Origin of the sequence: Proteus sp. G4380 (genome assembly GCF_963885725.1) — a bacterium.
Lineage (GTDB): Bacteria > Pseudomonadota > Gammaproteobacteria > Enterobacterales > Enterobacteriaceae > Proteus > Proteus mirabilis.
In genome coordinates, this window is sequence record NZ_CAWPAV010000158.1 from 1 (window position 1) to 24214 (window position 24214).

At 41.6% G+C, this 24214-nt stretch carries 21 protein-coding genes and 1 other RNA gene; 9 read left to right on the forward strand and 13 right to left on the reverse strand.

Annotated elements, in window-relative coordinates; genetic code table 11:
- The first annotated feature begins 29 nt into the window (after nt 1-29).
- A complete protein-coding gene (locus tag AACU98_RS14395) occupies nt 30-422 on the forward strand; it encodes a DoxX family protein (RefSeq protein ID WP_004245249.1) in 393 nt (130 codons plus the stop codon).
- 72 nt (nt 423-494) lie between these two features.
- On the opposite strand, the gene AACU98_RS14400 is transcribed toward AACU98_RS14395, so the two are convergent.
- The gene (locus AACU98_RS14400) at nt 495-1397 is read right to left on the reverse strand and encodes a LysR family transcriptional regulator (protein ID WP_004245250.1); all 903 of its coding nucleotides are present in this window, start codon (nt 1395-1397) and stop codon (nt 495-497) included.
- Nucleotides 1398-1511: 114 nt separating this feature from the next.
- Here AACU98_RS14400 and AACU98_RS14405 point away from each other — a divergent pair, with 114 nt between their 5' ends.
- Nucleotides 1512-2216 carry a pirin family protein gene (locus AACU98_RS14405; protein ID WP_004245251.1) on the forward strand — a complete coding sequence of 235 codons (705 nt, stop codon included), beginning with the start codon at nt 1512-1514 and terminating at the stop codon, nt 2214-2216.
- Nucleotides 2217-2321: 105 nt separating this feature from the next.
- On the opposite strand, the gene rnpB is transcribed toward AACU98_RS14405, so the two are convergent.
- Nucleotides 2322-2696, reverse strand: an RNA gene (gene rnpB, locus AACU98_RS14410) — RNase P RNA component class A.
- 59 nt (nt 2697-2755) lie between these two features.
- Nucleotides 2756-3634 (reverse strand): 16S rRNA (cytidine(1402)-2'-O)-methyltransferase, encoded by an 879-nt coding sequence (gene rsmI / locus AACU98_RS14415; RefSeq protein ID WP_004245252.1) that lies wholly within the window; start codon nt 3632-3634, stop codon nt 2756-2758.
- Nucleotides 3635-3695: 61 nt separating this feature from the next.
- Between rsmI and AACU98_RS14420 the strand changes: the two genes are divergently transcribed.
- The 4 genes from AACU98_RS14420 (at nt 3696) to dolP (ending at nt 7151) form a co-directional block, all read left to right on the forward strand.
- Nucleotides 3696-5468 (forward strand): penicillin-binding protein activator, encoded by a 1773-nt coding sequence (locus AACU98_RS14420; protein WP_104459383.1) that lies wholly within the window; start codon nt 3696-3698, stop codon nt 5466-5468.
- Nucleotides 5469-5572: 104 nt separating this feature from the next.
- A complete protein-coding gene (locus tag AACU98_RS14425) occupies nt 5573-5950 on the forward strand; it encodes a YraN family protein (RefSeq protein ID WP_004245256.1) in 378 nt (125 codons plus the stop codon).
- Between the two features lie 22 nt (nt 5951-5972).
- Nucleotides 5973-6563 (forward strand): DnaA initiator-associating protein DiaA, encoded by a 591-nt coding sequence (gene diaA / locus AACU98_RS14430; RefSeq protein ID WP_004245257.1) that lies wholly within the window; start codon nt 5973-5975, stop codon nt 6561-6563.
- 9 nt (nt 6564-6572) lie between these two features.
- Nucleotides 6573-7151: a division/outer membrane stress-associated lipid-binding lipoprotein gene (gene dolP / locus AACU98_RS14435; protein ID WP_004248935.1), complete on the forward strand. Its 579-nt coding sequence runs from the start codon at nt 6573-6575 to the stop codon at nt 7149-7151.
- Between the two features lie 94 nt (nt 7152-7245).
- On the opposite strand, the gene ureG is transcribed toward dolP, so the two are convergent.
- The 7 genes from ureG to AACU98_RS14470 are packed head-to-tail and all read right to left on the reverse strand — an operon-like array spanning nt 7246 to nt 12265.
- Nucleotides 7246-7863: an urease accessory protein UreG gene (ureG, locus tag AACU98_RS14440; protein ID WP_004245259.1), complete on the reverse strand. Its 618-nt coding sequence runs from the start codon at nt 7861-7863 to the stop codon at nt 7246-7248.
- Nucleotides 7864-7872: 9 nt separating this feature from the next.
- Nucleotides 7873-8541 (reverse strand): urease accessory protein UreF, encoded by a 669-nt coding sequence (locus AACU98_RS14445; protein ID WP_012368848.1) that lies wholly within the window; start codon nt 8539-8541, stop codon nt 7873-7875.
- 27 nt (nt 8542-8568) lie between these two features.
- Nucleotides 8569-9054: an urease accessory protein UreE gene (gene ureE, locus AACU98_RS14450; protein ID WP_161734979.1), complete on the reverse strand. Its 486-nt coding sequence runs from the start codon at nt 9052-9054 to the stop codon at nt 8569-8571.
- A gap of 27 nt (nt 9055-9081) precedes the next feature.
- A complete protein-coding gene (ureC, locus tag AACU98_RS14455) occupies nt 9082-10785 on the reverse strand; it encodes an urease subunit alpha (RefSeq protein ID WP_004245262.1) in 1704 nt (567 codons plus the stop codon).
- Nucleotides 10782-11108, reverse strand: a complete 327-nt coding sequence (locus AACU98_RS14460; RefSeq protein ID WP_036971283.1) for an urease subunit beta — start codon at nt 11106-11108, stop codon at nt 10782-10784. The genes ureC and AACU98_RS14460 overlap by 4 nt, the downstream gene beginning before the upstream one ends.
- A gap of 8 nt (nt 11109-11116) precedes the next feature.
- Nucleotides 11117-11419, reverse strand: a complete 303-nt coding sequence (ureA, locus tag AACU98_RS14465; RefSeq protein WP_004245265.1) for an urease subunit gamma — start codon at nt 11417-11419, stop codon at nt 11117-11119.
- 21 nt (nt 11420-11440) lie between these two features.
- A complete protein-coding gene (locus AACU98_RS14470; protein WP_161734982.1) occupies nt 11441-12265 on the reverse strand; it encodes an urease accessory protein UreD in 825 nt (274 codons plus the stop codon).
- 493 nt (nt 12266-12758) lie between these two features.
- Here AACU98_RS14470 and AACU98_RS14475 point away from each other — a divergent pair, with 493 nt between their 5' ends.
- Nucleotides 12759-13640, forward strand: coding sequence for a helix-turn-helix transcriptional regulator (locus AACU98_RS14475; protein ID WP_004245268.1), 882 nt, complete (start codon nt 12759-12761; stop codon nt 13638-13640).
- A 3-nt stretch (nt 13641-13643) separates the two neighbouring features.
- Here the strand turns inward: AACU98_RS14475 and mtgA are convergent, their stop codons facing one another.
- From mtgA to arcB, 3 genes are all read right to left on the reverse strand, one after another.
- A complete protein-coding gene (gene mtgA, locus AACU98_RS14480) occupies nt 13644-14345 on the reverse strand; it encodes a monofunctional biosynthetic peptidoglycan transglycosylase (protein ID WP_020945156.1) in 702 nt (233 codons plus the stop codon).
- A gap of 20 nt (nt 14346-14365) precedes the next feature.
- On the reverse strand, nt 14366-15016 hold the full coding sequence (elbB, locus tag AACU98_RS14485; RefSeq protein ID WP_049201466.1) for an isoprenoid biosynthesis glyoxalase ElbB: 651 nt from the start codon (nt 15014-15016) through the stop codon (nt 14366-14368).
- Between the two features lie 236 nt (nt 15017-15252).
- Nucleotides 15253-17589 (reverse strand): aerobic respiration two-component sensor histidine kinase ArcB, encoded by a 2337-nt coding sequence (arcB, locus tag AACU98_RS14490; RefSeq protein ID WP_161734985.1) that lies wholly within the window; start codon nt 17587-17589, stop codon nt 15253-15255.
- 667 nt (nt 17590-18256) lie between these two features.
- Between arcB and gltB the strand changes: the two genes are divergently transcribed.
- Both gltB and AACU98_RS14500 read left to right on the forward strand, forming a co-directional pair.
- The gene (gene gltB / locus AACU98_RS14495; protein ID WP_135091573.1) at nt 18257-22714 is read left to right on the forward strand and encodes a glutamate synthase large subunit; all 4458 of its coding nucleotides are present in this window, start codon (nt 18257-18259) and stop codon (nt 22712-22714) included.
- Nucleotides 22715-22724: 10 nt separating this feature from the next.
- Entirely contained in the window at nt 22725-24122 is a 1398-nt protein-coding gene (locus AACU98_RS14500; RefSeq protein WP_004248929.1) for an FAD-dependent oxidoreductase, read from the forward strand.
- Nucleotides 24123-24214 lie beyond the last annotated feature (92 nt).

Genomic DNA, 24214 nt, shown 5'->3' on the forward strand with positions numbered 1-24214 from the left:
AATATAAAATTTTATCAGGAATAAACATCATGAAGAATTTTGAAAACATTGCCTTATTAATCGCACGTATTCTCATGCCAATTTTATTTATCAGCGCAGGGTATGGAAAAATTGAAGCCTATGAAGGTACGCAACAGTATATGCAATCAATGGGTGTTCCGGGAGCCTTATTACCTTTAACCATTTTATTAGAGTTAGGGGGTGGATTAGCCATATTATTCGGTTTCTTAACTCGCACAACGGCTATCTTTACCAGTGTATTTACGCTGTTAACCGCACTACTGTTCCACACTAACTTTGCAGAAGGTGCAAATCAGTTAATGTTTATGAAAAATATGACTATTGCGGGTGGCTATTTATTACTGGTTATCACAGGTCCGGGTAAATGGAGCTTAGATCGCCTATTTAAGAAAAATTGGTAATAATAGATTTAATAATAAAAAGATCCTCTAGGGGATCTTTTTTAATTGCATTATCAAACTCTAGCGAACAAACTATTTTTTATCCGCGGCAAAGAGTTTAGGAATTTCGCGTAAACACCAGGATTTAGCTTCTCCCATACTGTCTCTGCGCCACGCCATAATAATATTATTTTCATGATGATATTCAGGGCCAACCACACGCAAACGCCCCTCTTTTAAATCATCTTCAATTAAATCAATAGGCATAGTAGCAACCCCTAAACCGGCAATTAATGCTCGACGTTTATCTTCAATCGAACTCACCGTTAAACGACGCTGTTTATCTAATAACAGTACAGTTAAAACAGGTCGTTCTCTTGCGGTATCGGCGATAGCAATACCGCGATATTTTAAGCGAGTTTCTTCTGCAAGTGGTTCAGGTTCATTATGGATAGGGTGATCAGGGCTGGCAACATAGACACTGGTGGTATTATATAAAGGGCGGAAATTGATTTCTGATGAAGAGCGAAAATGCATATCCGGTGAAATAACAATATCACATTTACCACTTTCCAAGCTTTCCCATGCCCCAGCAAGTACTTCGGTGACTAAAGAGAGTTGTGTATTTGATTTTTCAGCTAATTTTTCAACTAACGGGAATAAGCGAGATGCGGGTGTTAATGCTTCACACACAATCGTAATATGTGGCTCCCAACCGCGAGCTAGCGCTTCAGCATCAGAAGTTAATTTATCTGCAGCTTCAAGAAGAATACGCCCTCTTTCAAGTAACATTCTTCCCACATTAGTAAATTTAGTTCGATGTCCTGAACGGTCAAATAGCACAACATCCAAATCTTCTTCTAATTTCTGCATGGTATAACTGAGTGCTGATGGGACGCGATTTAGCTCATCAGCGGCGGCAGCAAAACTTCCTCTACGATCAATGGCATCCATCACTCGTAGAGATTCCAATGTAATGGCTTTATCTTTACTCATTATACTTATCTCTATCAAATAATTTGATTATTGGCACCAGATTAACTTGCTAACAATCTACAGTCCATATCTCTATGATGAATATATTGATTAATCGACTCGAAAAGTACCGCGATGATAAAATACAGAACAGCACAACAGTGTGGCAAAGCGGACTATGGCTGGCTACAAGCTCGCTACACATTCTCCTTTGGCCACTATTTCGATCCTCATTTTTTAGACTATGGCACATTAAGAGTACTGAACCAAGAAGTGCTCGCACCAAATTCTGAGTTTAAAGCAAAAACCTATCCTCATGTGGATGTCGTCAACCTGATCTTAAGAGGTGAAGCGACTTATCTTGATAATATGGGGCGAACACTTACCGCCAAACAAAACGAGTGTTTATTAATTTCGCCTCATAATACAGAAACTTACATTGAAAGAAATAGTAGTCCAGATACGCCATTAACTCGTATTCAATTATGGCTAAATGCGTGCCCACAACAAGAGAGCATCGCTTCACAAAAATTAGCTTTAAATGAAGATTTAAAATATCAATTATTGGCTTCCCCATCAGGGGATAATGGCAGTTTGATGCTAAGGCAAAATATCTGGCTCTATCATATTAACTTAGCACAAGGGGATGAAATAACCTTGCCGATACAGGGTCAGAAAGGCTATTTGCAATCTATCAAAGGCGGTGTCCATTTCCAAACCTCAGAGCAAGAGCTTGGGGAAATCCGTTGTGGTGATGGTGCTTTTATTCAAGATAGCAATATGCTAGCGCTAAGATGTCAAAAGGCTTTTCGTGGTCTTTTTATTGATATCGTTTCTTAATCAGCTAGCGATATCAGCGAGCAATCATTTATCATCACACTAGCAATAGCAATAGCAATAAAGCAGAAAACCCTCGAGCCACAGAGTGAATCGAGGGTTTTATATAAGGTGAGTTGACCGTTAAGCCGGGTTCTGTCGTGGACAACCATTCATCTAGGCCAGAACTTGCGCGCTGGCTCCAGCAACCTACCCGGGTTCAATGCGGGCCGCACCATAAGAACCCCTATTTGGTCTTGCTCCGGGTGGAGTTTACCATGCCACAAACTGTTACCAGTTGCGCGGTGCGCTCTTACCGCACCCTTTCACCCTTACCTGATCCTGTAAACAGGCCATCGGCGGTTTACTCTCTGCTGCACTTGTCGTAGGCTCGCGCCTCCCAGACGTTATCTGGCACCCTGCCCTATGGAGCCCGGACTTTCCTCCCCTCTATCCGTCTCCCCGAAGGGACAACGATAAAGCAGCGGTTGTCTAGTCAACTCAGGGGGCGGATTATAAGGATTTTCCGCGTTAATGTATAGCGAAAGAAACAAAAAATCGTTTTACTGATCTTGTTCCGCTTCATTTTGCGCAATGACGTGTTTGTACAATGCATTTTTCTTCACGCCATAAATCTCAGCGGTAACTGCTGCCGCCTTTTTCAAAGGTAACTCTTTTTGTAAAATCGCCAATGTGCGTAATACTTCTGGGGCAAAATGGTCTTCTTGTGGCTTTTGATACCCTTCCACAATTAATACCATTTCCCCTTTACGGCGATTTTCATCTTCACGAACCCAGTTAAGTAATTCCCCAACAGGCATTCCTTGAATGGTTTCCCACGTTTTGGTTAATTCTCTTGCCAATACAACATAGCGCGCTTCCCCCCAAACCGTCACCATATCCGCTAAACTATCTAATAAACGGTGGGTGGACTCATAAAAGATTAAAGTACGAGGCTCTTGTGCTAAATCACGCAAACAATCTTGACGACTTTTTGTTTTTGCTGGTAAAAAACCTTCATAACAAAAACGGTCAGAAGGTAATCCGGCGGCTGATAGCGCGGTAATTGCCGCACATGCCCCAGGTAATGGCACCACTTTTATACCGTTTTTGCGACACTGATTGACTAAATGATAGCCGGGATCATTAATTAATGGTGTACCTGCATCAGAGACTAATGCGATACTTAGCCCTTGTTGTAATTTGCTAATTAATTGATCTGCTTTTTGCTGTTCATTATGATCATGTAACGCAAACAAACGTGCGTTAATGGCAAAATGCTGTAATAGAAGCCCTGTATGACGGGTATCTTCTGCAGCTATTAAATCGACATGAGACAGCACATCAAGTGCCCGCTGGGTGATATCGCCCAGATTACCAATGGGTGTGGGTACTATGTACAGTGTGGATGTCGTTACCGCTGCTCGATTAGGTTGATTCATTGTTTATTCCGAATGACCGATTTAAAATTGAGCATAATTATAAAACATCACTGGGTACAGTATGCTTTCCTCAATTTTTGTGCGTTTTAAAACAGGTTTATCCTATACTGCAATACTTTCTGCCTTGATTATGTCAGGTTGTACCCTGACGGGGCAACAACAACAGCCACTGACACCTGCTGAAAAAGCGCAAGTGGAAATGAAACAATTTCAGAAAGTCATTGATGATGCGAACGGACAAGCCTCTTTAGATGTGATCCGTGCCTATATTGGCCTAGAACCCCTTATCACTGATCCTGTATTACATCAGCAAAATATTGATGATACTTGGTTAACACTCACGAAGCTTACGCCTGAACAACGTCGTAGTGTGGTAATCAAAGCTGATGAAAATACATTACAAGGCTGGTTAGATTTACTCAACACTTATGAATATAACCAAGATGATGCGGGTAAATTATCCCAAGCAATACGCGAATGGCAAACACGCTATCCACGCAATCCAGGAGCGCTAACATTACCGACGCTGTTATTGCGCCAATCACAATCTGCCGTCAGTAACAGCGGAAAAATCGCATTATTATTACCGTTAACAGGACAAGCTAAAGTGTTTGGTAATGCTATTATGCAAGGCTTTACCGATGCTAAAGAAGGTTTACCTCAACCTCAAGCTAACGCAGCGCCAGAAGCGCCCCAACAAGATAGTTTAGCTTCCATTTTAGCAGAATTAGGTATTTCATCTCCGAATGCAGACACAGCAACAACGGAAAACGATAATTCAACGGATGATAATACAGCGGAAAGCTCTGAAAATAGTGATGCTACTTCAGCAAAAGAAACCGAAGCCTTTGCGGGTAATAGCCGCGTGCAATTAGATCCTATTGTCCAAAATAATCGCCAAGTGATTATGTATGATACCAATAGCCAACCCATTGATCTGTTACTGAAACAAGTGCAACAAGAGGGTGCTGATTTAATTGTGGGGCCACTATTAAAACCCGAAGTGATCAAAACTATTGAGTTAAAAAGTGGTTTACCTGTTTTAGCACTAAATGAAGTTGATAATATTCCTCTTGCTACTACAGTGTGTTTCTTTTCACTTTCCCCAGAAGATGAAACTCGTAATGCGGCTCAACACTTACGCCAGCAACAAAAATCTAACCCACTCATTATCGTTCCTGACAATAAATTCGGTCAAAGAATGGCACAAACTTTTGCGGATGAGTGGCAGCTTAGCGGGGGTGGAACCGTCTTACAACAAACTTTCGGCTCTCTTGATAGTCTAAAAAGTTCAATTAATCGTGGCGTGGGTATTCGAATGACAGGAACCCCGGTATTGCCAACAGACAATGCACCACTGCCATTAGATACCGCTTCAATGCCAACAACAAACGGTGCTATCGATTCTGTGTATATCATTGCCACTAGCGATGAGTTAACATTGATTAAACCAATGATTGATATGGCAATCAGTACCAAAAAACGCCCACCGATTTATGTCAGTTCACGCAGTAATCAAGGGGGAATGGGGCCAGATTTTCGTATGGAAATGGACGGTATCCAATTTAGTGATATTCCTCTTATGACGGGAGCAAATTTACCGTTAATGCAAAAAGCATCCAGTAAATTTGCGAACGATTACTCATTAATGCGCCTTTACGCTATGGGTATTGATGCATGGTCATTAGCAAACAATTACAATGAACTCACCAAAGGAACCTTACAGTTCAATGGTGTTTCTGGCTCTTTACGTGTGGAAGATAATTGCACTATTTATCGACAACTCCCATGGATGCAATTTAAACAAGGTAAAATTGAACCTGTGGGACAATAAGTAAGCAATTTCCCCCATAAACCGCCTCTTTGAAGTCTCCAGATAAGGAGCTGACTTTATCTTGAGGCGGTTTATTTATAAGAGATAACATCAGGAAATCATGGATGATTATTCCTAAAAGTACTTATCTAGTCGGACAATATTATGAGAGAAAAGCGTTAAATTACTTGCGCCAACAAGGGTTAAAGTTAATTGAGCGTAATGTCCGATATCCCTGTGGAGAAATTGATCTTATTATGCAGGGTAATAGAACATGGATATTTGTTGAAGTCCGCTTTCGGCGTAGTGCACAATTTGGTGATGCAATCAGCTCAGTGACCTACAGTAAACGGCGCCGCTTATGGTACGCCGCCAATTGTTGGTTAGCTCAGCGCCAACAAAGTATCGAGACGGTTAACTGTCGCTTTGATATTTGTGCATTTGATCAACGCCAGTTAATATGGCTAAAAAACATTCTCGATCATACGGAATTTATTCGTTAAATTAGATTATATAGGTCTTAACGTGCTTGATAGAATAAAAGTCTGCTTTACAGAGAGTATTCAAACTCAAATTGCAGCAGCAGAAGCGTTACCCGATGCCATTTCCAGAGCTGCCATGATGATGGTTCAATCTTTGTTAAACGGACATAAAATATTAAGCTGTGGCAACGGTAGCTCAGCAGCAACGGCTCAACGCTTTGCTGCTAGTATGATCCATCGTTTTGAAACAGAGCGCCCAAGTTTACCGGCATTATCTTTAAATACCGACAGTGTTGTGATGACCGCCATTATGGGAAATCAGCAACATGATGAAATTTATGCCAAACAAGTACGGGCATTAGGGCAAGCAGGTGATGTACTGTTAGCTATTTCCACTCATGGTAATAGCAGAAGCATTATTAAAGCTGTTGAAGCCGCTGTTACTCGAGATATGACCATTGTTGCACTGACTGGCTATGATGGCGGTGAGCTTGCTGGATTATTAGGCCCTCAAGATGTGGAGATCAGGATCCCCTCTCAGCGTACAGTCAGAATACAGGAAGTGCAGATGTTAACGGTCAATTGTCTCTGCGACTTAATTGATAATACATTATTCCCACATCAGGATGACTAAGGAGTTACTATGAAATTGCTTCCGATTACCGCAGTACTTTGTTCCGCGCTATTGCTACAAGGCTGTATTGGTGCCGCTGTGGTGGGTACTGCTGCCGTTGCAGGCAAAACCGCAACCGATCCTCGTTCATTAGGACAACAAGTTGATGATGGCACATTGGAAGCCCGAGTTTCTGGTGCTCTAAATAAAAACCAACAGATCAAGAACAGTAATGCGCGCATTGTCGCCACCGCTTATCAAGGTAATGTATTGTTAACTGGGCAAAGTCCAGATATGTCGGTTGCTGAGACGGCCAAACAAGTTACCAGCAAAGTGGAAGGAGTAAACAATGTTTATAATGAAGTTCGCCAAGGTGAGCCTGTGACATTAGGCACTGCTTCTTCAGATACATGGTTAACCACTAAAGTACGTTCACAAATTTTAGCTAGCGATGCTGTCAAATCATCTTCCGTAAAAGTGATCACCGAAAATGGCGAAGTATTCTTATTAGGGATATTGACCCGTCAAGAAGGGGCTGCAGCCGCTAAAATTGCCAGCGAAACCAAAGGTGTTGTTAAAGTAACAACGGCATTTACCTATCTAAACTAAATGTATCGCTGATGGGTATCACGTGGTGATAGCGTATTATTTTACCAGTATCGGTCATTGTAACAGCGATAACCGATACTGGTACTCATAGTGATTAACGTCTCAACATACCTTTATCAATAATAAAATCGATAATCGTCTCTAAACCTACTTTCTCTTTTAAGTTAGTAAAAACATAAGGTTTCACAGGACGCATTTTTGCTGTATCCGCTTCCATCACTTCTAATGACGCTCCCACATAAGGCGCAAGATCGATCTTGTTGATCACCAGCAGATCAGAATGTGTGATCCCCGGTCCCCCTTTGCGAGGGATCTTCTCACCTTCTGCAACATCAATAACATAAATAGTAAGATCAGCCAATTCAGGGCTAAAGGTCGCACTTAAGTTATCTCCGCCACTTTCGACAAAAACAATATCTAAGTTTTTATGGCGCATCGCCAACTCTTCTACAGCAGCCAAATTCATTGAAGCATCTTCACGAATAGCCGTATGAGGACATCCTCCTGTTTCAACACCAATGATCCGATCAGCATCAAGAGCCTGCGCACGAGTTAAAATTTTTGCATCTTCTTGTGTATATATATCATTGGTAACAACAGCGATTTGGTAACTATCGCGCATAGCTTTACAAAGAACTTCTAATAGTGCTGTTTTTCCTGATCCAACAGGGCCACCAACACCAATACGCAGTGGTTGATTATATTCTTGCATCTCTTTATCTCATGAACGAAAAAGTCGAGTATATTGAGTTTCATGGCGACTACTGGCGATCACTTGAGCTGGCGTAAAACTGCCAATATCCTCTTGTGGCCAATGTGCCGATAACTCAACAATAGCGGGGATCTGCTCAGCTAGAGCAAACAACATTTTTTGCCCTGCGCTTTGCCCTAATGGCACCAGTTTTACCCCAGACATCACCGTATTTTCTAACCAGCCCCAAACATAGGCACAACAGAGCTTTTCACTATCGATATGCCAATGCACGGCAGCTAACGCAAACGCCATTAATTGCGTCTGTTTAACCCGCTGTTGTAACGTATCGTCTAATTCAATGCCTAATTGAGGGAGTAAACGGGCAAAAGCAATCCCCCGTTGACGCTCTTCCTGCCTTAACTCTTTGGTTTCGCGACTTGCGACCATAAAGTCACACCAATATTTCACTGTATCGCTATCACCCTTTGCCAAACTCGTTTGTAATTGCCGCAATATAGGAAGCTCGAGTGTGGCTAATGTTCCGGTCATTTGTGCGCTTAACCAATCTGACAAGGTTTCTGCTGAGCATACCCAACCTTTTTCAATGGCCCACTCTAACCCTTGAGAATAAGTAAAAGCACCTACCGGAAGAGAGGGGCTAACTAATTGATATAAGCGCAGATCAGCTAGCATCATGCACCTCCTTTGATGATCGCAGTGCCATTAATGGTGGTGATCATGGTGGTGGTGATGACCACCGGATGACCCACCATAAGCCCCCGGCTCAGGTTGGTATTTTTCTAAGCCAACCACCACCGTAGCCCCTAAGCCGCGAGCCATATCATCTAATACATGATCGTGAAAATAACGACACCAACCCGCTTCTATTTGCAATGGTACATGTCGGTTACCTAAGTGATAACAAACACGAGCAAGCAATAATGGATCGTCACTATAAACCGTTGATACTTGCTCTTTAGCCGCTTCAATGGTGACAACATCGCCCTCTTCTGACAGCAGAATATCCCCCTCTTTAAGTACGGTGCCTCGAGGCAAAAATAGCCCGGCTTCTTGCCCGTCACTTAAAGCCACTTTTAAGCGACTTTTGGTGCGCTCATCCATGGTAAGACAAAGGGTTAACTTTGGCTTTTCTGTAGAGGTTAGTTCAAGCGCTTTTTGTTGATCAATAACCTGAGTAAATTTTTTCATTCAATAAATTCTCAATAAAAACGCTGGTTAAAATAAGAAATAGCGTTGAGCCATCGGTAATTCAGTCGCTGGCTCACAAACCAGTGGTACACCATCCGCTTTAACGATGTAAGTTTGTGGATCTAACTCGATATGAGGAACATAGTTATTGTGGATCATCGAAGCTTTTGTGATATGACGACAGCCCTCAACACGACCAATTAAGCTTTTTAAGCCTAATTTTTCTGGCACTCCCGCCTCAATACCCGCTTTTGACATAAAGATCATCGACGTTTGATATTTGGCTTTTCCTAGACAGGCATACATTGGACGATAATGAACCGGTTGCGGTGTTGGAATAGCCGCATTAATATCCCCCATTGGCGCATAAGCGACCATACCACCTTTTATGATAAGTGCCGGTTTGACGCCAAAGAAAGCAGGATCCCATAGCACGATATCCGCAAGTTTACCTTTTTCTATTGATCCCACCGTATGAGCAATACCATGTGCCAGTGCCGGGTTAATCGTGTATTTAGCGATATAACGTTTAATACGATTATTATCATTATCTGCGCTATCACCCGCTAATGTGCCTCGTTGCAATTTCATTTTATGTGCACACTGCCAAGTGCGTAAGATAACTTCTCCGACTCGTCCCATGGCTTGTGAGTCTGACGACATCACCGAAATTGCCCCCATATCATGTAAGATATCTTCTGCAGCAATGGTTTCGCGACGAATACGAGATTCAGCAAATGCCACATCTTCAGGAATAGAGGGATCGAGATGATGACAGACCATCAACATATCAAGATGCTCGTCCACGGTATTAATGGTATAAGGCATCGTTGGGTTGGTTGATGCAGGTAAAATATTGGGCTCTCCTACCGACTTGATCACATCAGGGGCATGACCACCACCTGCACCTTCGGTATGGAATACATGGATCACTCGACCGGCAATGGCTTTTACTGTCTCTTCATAAAAACCACCTTCATTTAAGGTGTCAGAGTGAATAGCCACCTGTACATCCATTTCATCGGCGACATTAAGGCAATTGTGAATTGCCATTGGCGTTGCCCCCCAGTCTTCATGTATTTTAAGACCTATAGCACCCGCTGTTATTTGTTCGCGGATTGCTTCGGGCTGACTGACACAACCTTTACCAAATAACCCCACATTAATAGGTAATTCATCCACCGCCTCTAACATGCGGTACATATTCCAAATACCGGGGGTAACTGTGGTTGCATTAGTACCCGCCACAGGGCCTGTTCCTCCACCAATAAAGGTGGTTACGCCAGAAACGAGACCTTCTTGGGCTTGTTGCGGACAAATAAAGTGGATATGGGTATCAATACCACCAGCAGTGACAATTTTACCTTCTCCCGCAACAACTTCTGTTCCGGGGCCAATGACAATATCCACATTGGGCTGAACATCTGGATTACCTGCCTTACCAATACCGACAATACGGCCATCTTTAATGCCAATATCTGCTTTTACAATGCCCCAATAATCTAAAATAATGGCATTGGTGATCAGAACATCGACACACTCAGCACTAACAACTTGGCTTTGCCCCATACCATCACGAATAACTTTACCACCACCAAATTTGACCTCTTCGCCATAAGTGGTGAAATCTTTTTCAATTTCAAGAAACAGCTCGGTATCTGCTAATCGCAAACGATCGCCTGTTGTTGGGCCAAACATATCCGCATAAGCTTGACGTGAGATAGTTTTCATTTTTTCTCACTCTCCAATTTACCCATCACTTTGCCATGAAAACCATAAATTTCACGTTTTCCTGCAAAAGCCACTAACTCAACAGTGCGGCTTTGACCGGGCTCGAAGCGCACAGCCATACCAGCAGGAATATTTAAACGAAAACCTAATGTCTCTTCACGTGTAAATCTGAGTGCCTCATTCACTTCATAAAAGTGGTAATGAGAGCCGACTTGTACAGGCCTATCGCCATGATTAGCCACCTGTATGGTTTTTGTCTCGCGACCAGCATTCAGTTCAATATCGCCTAATGCTGCATTAACTCTAATTTCACCGGGGATCATGTTATTACCTACACAATAGGTGAGTGAATTGAAACCAATTTGGTGCCATCGGGGAAAGTGCACTCTACTTGAACATCTTTTATCATCTCTGGCACCCCTTCCATTACTTGCTCTGCGGTTAAAACAGTACGTCCTTCACTCATTAATTGAGCAACTGTTTTCCCCTCTCGTGCGCCTTCCATAATGGCGCAGCTAATCAAGGCGACAGCTTCAGGGTAATTAAGTTTTAATCCCTTAGCTAAACGTCTTTCTGCAACAAGGCCTGCAGTAAAAAGCAGTAATTTATCTTTTTCTCTTGGTGTTAATTCCATTTCTGCTCCTAAAATAAACGATTATGTCGCCCAGATCCGCGGTGGCTCAGGGCAATAACCTAGCCAGTGCTGTCTGACGATTTGCCATACTTGCGCAAAACACGCCATCATCGGCTCGGTTTGCGTCCCTAATACACGTAAAACTAAAATGCCATCAACATCCGTTAAACCATATTCAACTAGCGGATTTATCTTCTCTAAATGGTGTTGAATAATCTCTTTTAATGCATCGGTTGCAGGATAAATATAAAGCGAGCCAAACATAGGAAATTCACGCATTGCGGCAGCTTGTTTTTGTAAGCCTTCAACCCGCATTGACTCTGTTAAAATTAATCTCTCATCAACATAAAAATTTAAGCGCCCTTTTACCTTGCCAGTTTCAAACCACTCATTTAAAACTGGGCGTCCAAAACACTGCATTTCCCAGCCGATAAATTTCGCTGATGAGGCTAAATGAATATGTGTGGTTAAACACACTTGAGCATCAGGAAAAAAGATATTCTCTTGGGGTAACCACTCTAAAAAGCCCTCTTGTGCAACCGTCAATGTCTGCGTTTGCGATGCAGTGCCTCCTGCACTACGATAAAATTTTGTCGCCCCCGGCGTTGTTAATAGGGCATGTGCGTAAGGTTGCACATTAATATTAATGGATAACGTATCACCACCGACCACCCCACCAGGAGGATGCAACAAATAGGTATGTGCAACACCTTGCTCTGGATAAAAAGGTCGCTGAACCATTAAGGGGCCGAGATGACGTTTTTCAGTAAGACATGTCTTTCCTCGCTTTAACTCATATCGTAAAGCGATGTCAGCAAGCCAACCCTTCTCAGAAAAGTCAGGCATACCCACTCCTGCCAACTTGGCAAAATTGATCAAATAAATCAGGAAATAGACGAATATATACCGCACTACCCATCAGATTATGTCATTCAAAATCACCGAGAAAATAATGAAATGAATGTTGGGTAGGGTGTGAATAAAGATAAATTGCATTTTCCTCAAACAGGATAAAGCGCTCCATCAATGCCGCGCGATTTTACACCGAGTTTCAAAAAATGCGTTTTAAATAAACAGCAATTTGTTTAGAAAAAATAACAATGGTAAAAATAAAAGTAAAAAATGAACAGATATCGATATTGTTATTGCTCAGCAACAAGATTATATTCTGAGCCACTCTTATACTATTCGGTATAACGACGCGGTTTCGCAATAGGAATATTGTGATAATAAAACCCATGCTTACTGCTTATAAGTTCACAAATTAAGTGGTTAACTTTAAGCTTTGTTTATTTTAACCCATGTTCATTTTGAACTTGCCTGTGGTATATCTAAGACAATGGAATACAAACACATACTTTCTTCTAACCAAATATCCTTAAAAACGTTTTACATCGAAAACCCGATGATCGCGATGGTATATGGTGCAAAAGGTGAGATTTGTATTAATGGGCAAACTATCACAGTCACCACTAATCTCACGTTGATTATTCCTAAATATAGTCAAGTTTCTTGTGATGTGACAAATTTTTTCCCGACCAAACCGATTGAATTACATACCTTAGTACTGTCTGAAACTGAATTACAATCTGTGTTCTCTTTACTTAAACCATTAATAAAATCAGGGGCGCCGATTACTCGTCATCTTCCTGATTATCATCTATCAACACCTGAGGTGGTTAAAACTAATTTTACGTTACTTCAGCAATGTCTACCGCTTGAACATGGCACCCCCTCTCAAGAGACCCTGTTTATGCAACAGAGCCTCTTTTTTATTTTGCTGGCGGTTTATCACGAAGGGGTCGATATTCTTAATATTTTTCGTTTTAATTATGATGAGCCAAAAAATCAGGCGATTACTCATCTAATAACACAAGATCCGCAACGTAAATGGCATTTAGAGGATGTAGCAAAAACGCTCTATACTACGCCATCAACATTACGTCGCCATTTAAGTAAAGAGGGCGTTTCGTTTTGCCAATTACTGTTGGATGTCAGAATGGGGATCGCATTAAATTACCTCACCTTTTCTAACTATTCTGTGTTTCAAATTAGTCATCGCTGTGGTTTTGGTAGTAATGCTTATTTTTGTGACGCATTTAAACGTAAATATGGTATGACACCATCGCAATTTCGCACCCAATCTCGCCAAGCAAACGATCCGAATGCAATAGCAACAATGGCGTCACAAAATGACGAGTCAATAAAAAAAGTATTTTAACGGTTATAACAACGCATTTTTGCTTAAAAACGAAGTTCCTCCCATTAATCGCATTTGATTTAAGATCCACTGCTGACGTTTTAGCAAATACGCGGAAGGCTTATTAACATGAAGAATATGTGGATTAGGTAAAACAGCGGCTAATAAAGCCGCCTCATGGGCGGTGAGTTGTTTAGCAGGCTTGCGAAAATAGTGCTGAGAAGCCTGCTCAACCCCAAAAATACCGTCGCCAAACTCTACGATATTCAGATAAACGGTTAAAATACGTTTTTTAGACCAAATCAGCTCCACCACTGGCGTCATTCCGGCTTCAAGTCCTTTTCTTATCCAACTACGCCCATCCCACAAAAATAAGTTTTTGACCGTTTGTTGTGAAATAGTAGAGGCACCTCGTATCGTTTTTGAGCTTTGCAGGCTATTTTGGAAAACTTTTTCAATCGCATCGAAATCAAATCCCCAATGTTTTGGAAAATTTTGATCTTCAGAGGCTATTACCGCTAAATAGATCTGTGGGGATATCTCATTTTCATTAACCCATGTAGAACGTGATACATAAGAAAAATCAAACTTACTCCACGAAGAAATTTGTCTTTGTAGCATTACAGCAGAAAAAGGCACCGGTAAAAAAGAAAACAGGACAACTATCCCTAACCACAAAGCAATTAGAATAATTAATAGTTTCTTTAACTTTCTCACTAGTACCATCTGCTGTATTCACTCTATTGTTATGCCATTTCTAGTACTTTTTTAACCAGCTTCTCAATCCCCACCTGAGCTTGTGCTATCGATTCTGCCAGCATATATGCAGGGGTGGTCACAACCCGATACTCATCATCAACCACTATTTCGTCGACAGGACAATTAATATGTACCCCTCCCATTTCGGTGATCATTTCTGCCGTTTTTGCATCATTACCAATGGTTAGTTTTACTGGGGCATTTAACATCTTTGGTAACATAACGGGGGCGATACACATTAAACCTAGTGGTTTTTTCTGTTGATGCATCTTTTGAACAAAAGTTAAGAGCTGTTGGTTAATTTCACACTGAACACCTTTCGTGGCGAAATTACATAAGTTCTTTGCTGCACCAAAACCTCCGGGGATAATTACCGCATCAAAGTTTTCAGCCTTAGCATCTGATAAAGGCGATATTTTTCCACGAGAAATACGTGAAGCCTCCTCCATCATATTCCTTTTTTCTGCTTTTTCTTCTCCAGTAATATGATTAATTACAGTAGGTTGAAAATCATTAGGTGAAAAATAATGAACCTCAGCTTTATTTTGGCTTAAAGCAAGCATTGTGAGCACTGATTCGTGAATTTCACTGCCATCAAAGACACCACAACCACTTAAAATTACCGCAATTGATTTCATATCTTTCTCCATTTGTAGTAGATTACTAGTTACCCATTTATAGGTGTAAACACCAATCGCCATCACATATTTAAATGTTTCTTGTAACAAAAAAACTTATATTTGCTATTTTGTTGCTTGTATGATGTATGGAATAGCTTCATCCTATTCGCCTATGTAATGATAATCAAAAAAGCGAGTAGAAAAGTTTCCCTGGTGTTGGCGCAGTATTCGCGCACCCCAACCTTCGGTTGGGGTTATTTTTTTCTAGCGTCTGCCAACCAGTTTCTTAAACTTTCTACATCCTTTCTCCAATCTCTTTCTAACTCATCTACCCATTCCTGAACATTATCCCACCATGCAGGTAATTCTGGAGATTGGATCTGTTTTGCCAGTTGCTGTAAATGTTTTAAACCTATAGAGCCTGCCGCGCCTTTGATTTTATGTCCTTCCTCAGTGATGCCCTTTTGATCACGTGCCGTCAGATTAGATTCAAGGACAGACAGGTAACTTGGCATCATCTTTTCAAAAACATCTAAACCATCCGTGATTAATTGAGGTCCGACAAGTTCGATGTATTGATTCAGCATGTCGATATCGAGTAACTCTTCATTTTTACTCAACAATTGAGGTGACTCACTCGATGTCACGGAAACCGCTTCATCTCCCCAGAATTTATTAATAATGGCTGTCAACGCATCCACAGAAAGCGGTTTACTGAGCACATCATTCATTCCAGCGTCTAAATACTCTTTTTTGTCTTTTAAGACATTGGCGGTTAAGGCAATCAATGGCGGCAATTCACTGCTATCAAACTCTTGACGTAATTTTCTTGAAATATCAAATCCGGTCATATCAGGTAATTGAATGTCTAACAATACTAAGTCATATTCACCCGGCTTAAACATTTGCAAAGCCTCTTGCCCAGTCATCGCCACATCTACCGTGTTGCCTAATTTTTCTAATACTGAACATGCTACGATAACATTTAGCTCAATATCCTCAACCAGTAAGATATTAAGGGCAGGAAGCAATAATTCATCATCCTTTTCAAAATCACTTTGCTCTTTAATCGCAGGAGCGACAATGGAAAGCGTAAAGATAGAACCATGCCCTAACTCACTCTCCACATGAATATCGCCTCCCATATGCTGTGCTAAGCGTTTTGAGACAGCAAGACCAATACCTGTTCCCGTTGCAGAACGTCCACCTTGACTGTCGTTGACCTGATAGTACATGGCAAAGATTTTCTCAAGTTCACCTTGAGGGATACCAATACCACTATCTTTCACCTCAAAGAACAACTTATCAGGCGCTTCTTGCCAAATGCGTACTTTAATTTCCCCTTCTTGGGTAAATTTCACCGCATTACCAATTAAGTTCCATAAGATTTGACGCAAACGAGTCCCATCGGTGGTAATTTTATGCGGTAACGTTTCTTGCGCTTCTAAGGTGAATTTTAACCCTTTAGGCTGGACTAATAATCCCGATAGGTTTTCTAAATCAGAGATAAATTCAGTAAAGTCGATAGGTTGGTTATCAAGCTGGATCTTTCTGCGCTCAATTTTATCCATTTCAATCACATCGTTAAAAATATTACCTAACGTTATGGCACTGACATGGATAGTTTTTAAGTAGTTGAGCTGTTCTGGTGATAATTCGGTATCCAATAAAATACGACTTAACCCCACAATCCCATTAAGCGGCGTACGTAGCTCATGGCTGATTGTAGAAATAAAGGTGGTCTTATCACGGCTAGCATTTTCTAACGCGTCTTGATAGCGCTTACGCTCTGTAATGTCACGTCCAAAGCCCATTAAGCCGTGACGCTTACCAATTCGGTCATAAAAGGGCACTTTGCGTAACTCAAAACACGCTTTACGCCCATCCGGATACACCAACCACTGCTCATAAGTGAGTGACACATTATGGCGAAAGACTTTCTCATCGGTTTCCATCACTTTGACGGCGATATCTTCGTCATACACATCCAGTGGTGTTAAGCCAATTAATTGCTTTTCACTTTTACCGGTCAATAGCTCTGTAGCACGGTTACAACCAGAAAATTCATTATCTTCGTTGCGATAGTAGACCAGATCTGGCGAGGCATCTAAGAAGGAGCGTAACAAGGAAGATTGTTGCTCTAGTTCAATTTGCGTCAATTCACGACGCTTCATTTCACTTTTGAGTTTTTCCAATAGTTCAAGATGGGCTTTTTCTACTTTTTCACGCTCTTGGATCTCTAAATTTAATTGCTCAATATTCTCTTTTAATTGTGAATTCAGCTCTAAGTCTCGCTGTCGCATTACGCCTAATTTATCGACCATCCGCGATAAACGACGTCGTGATTCTTCAAGTTGCTCTACCACCACGGAAAGAAAATAGACAGCCCAAGGGGTAATAATCAAACCAAAGAAGATAGAGCGTACCAGATCGATACTAGTGACATCACCGGCAAGTAGGAATGTCACGGCCATCTGTACGACCATCGCTAATACAACCAATGCGGATGCTAACAGTAATGAGAAGCGGATTAACCCTAGCCTCATCATTAAATCTACATAATATTGGGCAAGCCCTTTGAGCAATTTCATTGAAAACTCCAATAGATTGAATCTAGAGAATGATACCTTAAAAATACATTGACGAAGTGGTGAACATTCAGAAAATTGTAGCCAAAACACGATTTTTCACCTTGTATCTTGCCTTTGCATTATTTTGTATCAGTGATCCTCCTTTTTCCCCGCGAGCATTTATAAAAACAATTTATAGAGGTATTACATAAATAATAGTTATATTCTTTACCAAAGAGAGAAATTAAAAAATGCAATTTGTCTTTTTTTAGATAAAAAGTATAAAAACAATAAAATACTAAAATAGATTAATAATTAAGATAAATTCACTGGCATTATCTAACATCAAAGAATGCAATAAAGCAGAACCCCATAAAAAAAGTGAGATAGCTCACACTCACTATCCCATAACCAATGAAATAATTTTCAAATAATATTTTTATTTATCAAATAATTAAAGAAAAAAAACGCTCATCACGCTGGCTATAGTCAAATATCCTTGCTGATTGACCTGTTTTTTATTTATCGATAATTTGACTAGTAGCTTAGCAAAATAAAAAACCGAGATAGCAAAGCTAAAGACACCATCACCCGATGAGCACCCATAAATTTACCTACACCCTTGAGACAAAATCGTTCCTTTTGCGCTCGTTCTTGAGGTGCCCATAAACTGAGTAGGAAGCAAACTATGCTCTATCAAAAAACAGCGGAAAAAGAGAATTGTGGTTTTGGGTTAATAGCCCATATTGAGGGGAAAGCCAGCCATAAAATTGTCAGAAATGCGATCCATGGCCTTGCCCGTATGCAGCATCGTGGCGCGATCCTTTCTGATGGAAAAACCGGCGATGGTTGTGGGTTATTATTACAAAAACCAACGCGTTTTTTTCAGTTAATTGCCGAGGAAAATGGCTGGCATTTAGCGAACAATTACGCGGTCGGCATGCTATTTCTAAGCCAAGATAATGCTATTGCTGCACAGTGCCGTCAAATTGTTGAAGAAGAATTGCAACGAGAAACACTCTCTATCGTTGGCTGGCGTAAAGTACCAACTAACACAGATATTTTAGGCAGTATCGCCCTCTCTTCTTTACCGTCAATAGAACAAATTTTTGTCAATGCGCCTGCCGGATGGCGTATTAATGATATTGAGCGCCGCTTATTTATCGCTCGTCGCCGAATTGAAAAACGTATTACCGATAATGATTTTTATATTTGTAGCCTCTCTAATTTAGTGACTGTCTATAAAGGGCTGTGCATGGCAATTGATTTGCCTCGCTTTTTTACTGACTTAGCGGATTTACGGATGGAATCGTCCATCTGTCTTTTTCATCAACGTTTTTCCACCAATACCACCCCAAAATGGCCGCTTGCGCAGCCTTTTCGCTATCTTGCCCATAATGGTGAAATCAATACCATTACCGGAAATCGTCAATGGGCAAGAGCAAGAGCCTATAAATTTCATACGCCGCTGATCCCCGATTTACAAACTGCAGCGCCTTTTGTAAATGAGAGTGGCTCAGACTCAAGCTCACTGGATAATATGCTCGAACTCTTTCTTAATGGGGGGATGGATATTGTCCGCGCTATGCGCCTATTAGTGCCGCCCGCATGGCAAAATAATCCACAAATGGATGATGATCTACGTGCTTTTTTTGATTTTAACTCTATGCATATGGAGCCTTGGGATGGACCTGCGGGGATCGTGTTATCTGACGGTCGCTATGCAGCCTGTACACTCGATAGAAATGGCCTGCGTCCAGCTCGCTATGTTATCACGACCGATAATATTATTACCTGTGCTTCTGAAATTGGCATTTGGGATTATCAACCTGATGAAGTTCTAGAAAAAGGGCGTGTCGGCCCTGGCGAACTAATGGTAATAGATACTTATCAAGGTCGCATTTTACATTCTGCTGAAACTGACGAAGATTTAAAAAGGCGACACCCGTATAAACTTTGGTTGGAGCGTAACGTTAAACGTCTGATCCCTTTTGAGCAATTGCCTGAGCCACAAGCGACAGGAGAGCGCGCTTTTGATGATAGCTTACTGGCGACATACCAAAAACAGTTCGCTTATAGCCAAGAAGAGCTGGAAACGATTTTGCATGTACTGGCTGAAAATGGGCAGGAAGCCACCGGCTCGATGGGAGATGACACGCCTTTTGCCGTACTTTCTCAGCGCCCACGCTTAATTTATGACTATTTTAGACAAAAATTTGCGCAAGTGACCAATCCGCCGATTGATCCATTAAGAGAAGCGCATGTGATGTCTTTAGCAACCTGTATTGGTCGCGAAATGAATGTCTTTAGTGAAGCGGAAGGACAAGCCCATCGCCTCAGTTTTAAATCACCCATTTTGCTTTATAGTGATTTTCAACAACTACTCAATCAAGAAAGCCCTTATTATTCATCCATCACGCTAGATATCACCTATCAACCGACTGAAAATAATTTAGAAACCGCACTACACATCTTATGTGAAACGGCGCAACAAGCGGTTAATCGTGGTGCAGTATTACTGGTTTTATCCGACAGAAATATCACTCAAGCGCGATTACCTATTCCTGCGCCTATGGCGGTAGGTGCGGTACAAAAAGCCTTGGTAGATAATAATTTACGCTGTGATGCCAATATTATTGTTGAAACTGCAAGCGCCCGTGATCCCCACCACTTCGCTGTACTATTAGGTTTTGGCGCAACCGCTATTTACCCTTACCTGGCTTATGAATCCTTAGCGCAACGAGTCGATAAAAAAATATTGTCCGGTACTTATGCGCAAGTCATGCTCAATTATCGCAATGGGATCAACAAAGGTCTGTATAAGATAATGTCCAAAATGGGGATCTCCACCGTTGCCTCTTACCGTTGCTCACAGCTATTTGAAGCCGTAGGGTTGCATGATAATGTCGTTAAACGTTGCTTCGATGGGGTTGATAATCGTATTAACGGTGCAGATTTTAGCGATTTTGAACAAGACTTATTTAATCTATCCAAACGTGCTTGGCTAACTCGCTATCCTCTAGACGCTGGTGGGTTATTAAAATATACCCATCAAGGAGAATATCACGCCTATAATCCTGATGTGGTTCAAGCGTTGCAAAAAGCGGTAAATAGTGGTGACTATGCTGATTACCAACATTATTCCCAATTAGTGCAACAACGCCCTATTACCACCTTACGTGATCTATTAGCTCTCAATGACACAACCCCTATTGCAATTGAAGATGTCGAAGCAGAAAGTGAACTGTTTAAACGCTTTGATACTGCGGCGATGTCAATTGGTGCATTAAGTAAAGAAGCCCATGAAGCCCTTGCGCAAGCAATGAATACCTTAGGCGGATTTTCAAACTCTGGAGAAGGTGGTGAAGATCCGGCACGCTACAACACCAACAAAGTTTCGCGTATCAAACAGATAGCTTCAGGTCGTTTCGGTGTCACGCCGTCTTATCTAATGAGTGCCGATGTATTACAAATTAAAGTGGCACAAGGGGCAAAACCCGGTGAAGGTGGCCAGTTACCCGGTGATAAAGTCACGCCTTATATTGCGCAACTGCGTTATGCCGTACCGGGAGTCACACTGATTTCCCCGCCTCCCCATCATGATATCTACTCTATTGAAGATTTAGCACAACTGATTTTCGATTTAAAACAGATTAATCCCCGTGCGCTTATTTCTGTCAAACTGGTCTCTGAGCCGGGCGTTGGTACAATCGCCACCGGAGTCGCTAAAGCTTATGCAGACTTAATTACTATTGCAGGTTATGACGGCGGTACTGGTGCCAGCCCATTAACGTCAGTTAAATATGCAGGTAGCCCTTGGGAATTAGGGCTAGTAGAAGCGCAACAAGCATTAGTTGCCAACAATCTGCGTCATAAAGTGCGCTTACAAGTTGATGGTGGATTAAAAACGGGGGTTGATATTATAAAAGCGGCCATTTTAGGGGCTGAAAGTTTTGGTTTTGGTACAGGGCCAATGGTGGCGTTAGGCTGTAAATATCTGCGAATTTGCCATTTAAATAATTGCGCTATGGGGGTTGCGACCCAAGATGAAACCCTACGCCGCCAACATTTTCATGGTTTACCTGAACGCGTTATCAACTATTTCCGTTTTATTGCCCAAGAAACCCGTGAACTTATGGCACAACTTGGCGTAAGGAAAATAACCGATTTAATCGGCAGAACGGATTTGCTTTCTTGCTTAGAGGGGATAACCAGTAAGCAGCAAAAATTATCACTCACAGGATTATTAGAAACCGCGTCCTCTCCTACAGGTAAAGCGCTCTATTGTCAGGAGCACAATGATACTTATGATAAAGGAGAATTAAATCAACGTATTGTTGCGCAAACCATCACAGGCGTCGAACAAAAGATAAGCCAAACCCACTATTTTTCCATTCGTAACACAGACCGTTCAGTGGGAGCCACGTTATCCGGGCTCATTGCCAAAACCTATGGTGAAAGTGGTTTATCTGCTACACCAATAAAACTTCACTTTACGGGTACTGCTGGTCAAAGTTTTGGCGTCTGGAATGCGCAAGGGGTGGAATTAACCTTAGTGGGTGATGCCAATGATTATGTCGGGAAAGGCATGGCGGGTGGACGCATTGTTATTTCACCGCCAGTCGGTTCTGCCTTTAAAGCCCATCAGACCACGATTATGGGAAATACCTGTTTATATGGCGCAACAGGTGGAAAACTGTATGCATCTGGATTAGCGGGTGAACGTTTTGCAGTCAGAAACTCTGGCGCCATTGCGGTGATTGAAGGGGTTGGGGATAATGGCTGCGAATATATGACCGGCGGTATTGTCTGTATTCTTGGTAAAACAGGGATTAACTTTGGTGCAGGGATGACGGGGGGCTTTGCCTATCTGTTAGATGAAGATACCACACTATCACAACGGATCAATAACGCCTCTATTGAGCTTCTTCCCGTGGCTAATTATGCGATTTTGGCAGAGCATCTTCGCGGTATGATCGCAGAGCATGTACGGCTAACTGGCTCCCAACAAGGAGAAAGACTACTTTCTCAATGGGAATATTGGTCACAACACTTTAAATTAGTCAAACCTAAATCGAGTGATGTTCATGCCTTATTAGGTCATCCTCGCCGTTCAGTCGCTGAATTACGCGTTCAGGCACAATAGGAGAAAAATGATGGGTCAGAATGTGTATCAATTTATCGACTTAAATCGCGTTGAACCGACTAAAAAGCCGTTAGCTGTGCGTAAAATTGAGTTTGTCGAAATTTATGAAGCATTTTCTGCTGAGCAAGCCTCTGCACAAGCCGATCGCTGTTTAGACTGTGGTAATCCTTATTGTGAATGGAAATGCCCGGTGCATAACTATATCCCTAATTGGCTAAAATTAGCCAATGAAGGACGAATAATAGAAGCAGCAGAGCTTTCTCATCAAACCAATAGCTTACCGGAAATCTGTGGTCGTGTTTGTCCACAAGACCGATTATGCGAAGGCGCTTGTACGTTAAATGATGAATTTGGTGCGGTCACTATTGGTAATATAGAACGCTATATCAATGATACCGCCTTTGCGCTGGGCTGGCGCCCTTCCCTGTCTCAAGTCACCATGACAGATAAAAAAGTCGCCATTATTGGTGCAGGCCCTGCGGGATTGGCTTGTGCTGATGTGCTGATCCGCCAAGGAGTAAAACCCGTAGTCTATGATAAACACCCTGAAATCGGTGGATTACTCACTTTCGGTATTCCCTCTTTTAAACTTGAAAAATCGCTTATGGTAAGACGACGCGAGTTATTTAGCGAAATGGGAATAACCTTTTGTCTTAATACAGAAATAGGCAAAGATATCTCACTAAAAACACTGATAGAGCAATATGATGCTGTTTTCCTTGGCTTGGGTACTTATCAAAGTTTGAGTGGTCATTTTGCCCATGAGAACGCAATGGGGGTTTATAATGCCTTACCTTATTTAATTGGTAATACTCGCCATTTAATGGGTTATGCAGAAGATCCCCAATCACCTTATATCGACCTCAATAAAAAGCACGTGGTGGTGTTAGGGGGTGGGGATACGGCGATGGATTGTGTACGAACCGCTATTCGCCAAGGTGCCACTAAAGTAACTTGTGTTTATCGTCGCGATGAAAATAATATGCCCGGCTCTAAACGTGAAGTAAAAAATGCCAAAGAAGAAGGTGGCGAATTTTTATTTAATCGCCAACCCCTTGATATTGAAGTAGATGCTAATAATAACGTCATCGGTGTTCGTGTAATAAAAACACAAACCAACGGGGAATTAAAATATATAGAAGGCAGCGAACATATATTATCCGCAGATGCGGTTATTCTTGCATTTGGTTTTAAACCTGCACACTATCCGTGGTTAGATGAAAATAATATTCAATACGCATCATCGGGTAGAATTATTATTAATGATGATCCACTATTACCTTTGCAAACGACCAATCCTAAGGTGTTTGCTGGAGGTGATATTGTAAGAGGCTCCGATCTGGTGGTCACCGCGATAGCACAAGGAAGAGAAGCAGCGGAAGGGATCTTGCGTTATTTATCTTGTTAAAGATAGCAATATTCAATATTACTTATCTTTAATACTAAAATAGTAACAATACAATTTTATTTATAAATTACCCTGTTTTATTAAAATGGGGT

Coding starts and splice junctions, on each gene's coding strand:
- AACU98_RS14395 (WP_004245249.1), top strand. CDS start 30: ATGAAGAATTTTGAAAACATTGCCTTATTAATCGCACGTATTCTCATG.
- AACU98_RS14400 (WP_004245250.1), bottom strand. CDS start 1,397: ATGAGTAAAGATAAAGCCATTACATTGGAATCTCTACGAGTGATGGAT.
- AACU98_RS14405 (WP_004245251.1), top strand. CDS start 1,512: ATGATAAAATACAGAACAGCACAACAGTGTGGCAAAGCGGACTATGGC.
- rsmI (WP_004245252.1), bottom strand. CDS start 3,634: ATGAATCAACCTAATCGAGCAGCGGTAACGACATCCACACTGTACATA.
- AACU98_RS14420 (WP_104459383.1), top strand. CDS start 3,696: ATGCTTTCCTCAATTTTTGTGCGTTTTAAAACAGGTTTATCCTATACT.
- AACU98_RS14425 (WP_004245256.1), top strand. CDS start 5,573: ATGATTATTCCTAAAAGTACTTATCTAGTCGGACAATATTATGAGAGA.
- dolP (WP_004248935.1), top strand. CDS start 6,573: ATGAAATTGCTTCCGATTACCGCAGTACTTTGTTCCGCGCTATTGCTA.
- ureG (WP_004245259.1), bottom strand. CDS start 7,863: ATGCAAGAATATAATCAACCACTGCGTATTGGTGTTGGTGGCCCTGTT.
- AACU98_RS14445 (WP_012368848.1), bottom strand. CDS start 8,541: ATGATGCTAGCTGATCTGCGCTTATATCAATTAGTTAGCCCCTCTCTT.
- ureE (WP_161734979.1), bottom strand. CDS start 9,054: ATGAAAAAATTTACTCAGGTTATTGATCAACAAAAAGCGCTTGAACTA.
- ureC (WP_004245262.1), bottom strand. CDS start 10,785: ATGAAAACTATCTCACGTCAAGCTTATGCGGATATGTTTGGCCCAACA.
- AACU98_RS14460 (WP_036971283.1), bottom strand. CDS start 11,108: ATGATCCCCGGTGAAATTAGAGTTAATGCAGCATTAGGCGATATTGAA.
- ureA (WP_004245265.1), bottom strand. CDS start 11,419: ATGGAATTAACACCAAGAGAAAAAGATAAATTACTGCTTTTTACTGCA.
- AACU98_RS14470 (WP_161734982.1), bottom strand. CDS start 12,265: ATGCCTGACTTTTCTGAGAAGGGTTGGCTTGCTGACATCGCTTTACGA.
- AACU98_RS14475 (WP_004245268.1), top strand. CDS start 12,759: ATGGAATACAAACACATACTTTCTTCTAACCAAATATCCTTAAAAACG.
- mtgA (WP_020945156.1), bottom strand. CDS start 14,345: ATGGTACTAGTGAGAAAGTTAAAGAAACTATTAATTATTCTAATTGCT.
- elbB (WP_049201466.1), bottom strand. CDS start 15,016: ATGAAATCAATTGCGGTAATTTTAAGTGGTTGTGGTGTCTTTGATGGC.
- arcB (WP_161734985.1), bottom strand. CDS start 17,589: ATGAAATTGCTCAAAGGGCTTGCCCAATATTATGTAGATTTAATGATG.
- gltB (WP_135091573.1), top strand. CDS start 18,257: ATGCTCTATCAAAAAACAGCGGAAAAAGAGAATTGTGGTTTTGGGTTA.
- AACU98_RS14500 (WP_004248929.1), top strand. CDS start 22,725: ATGGGTCAGAATGTGTATCAATTTATCGACTTAAATCGCGTTGAACCG.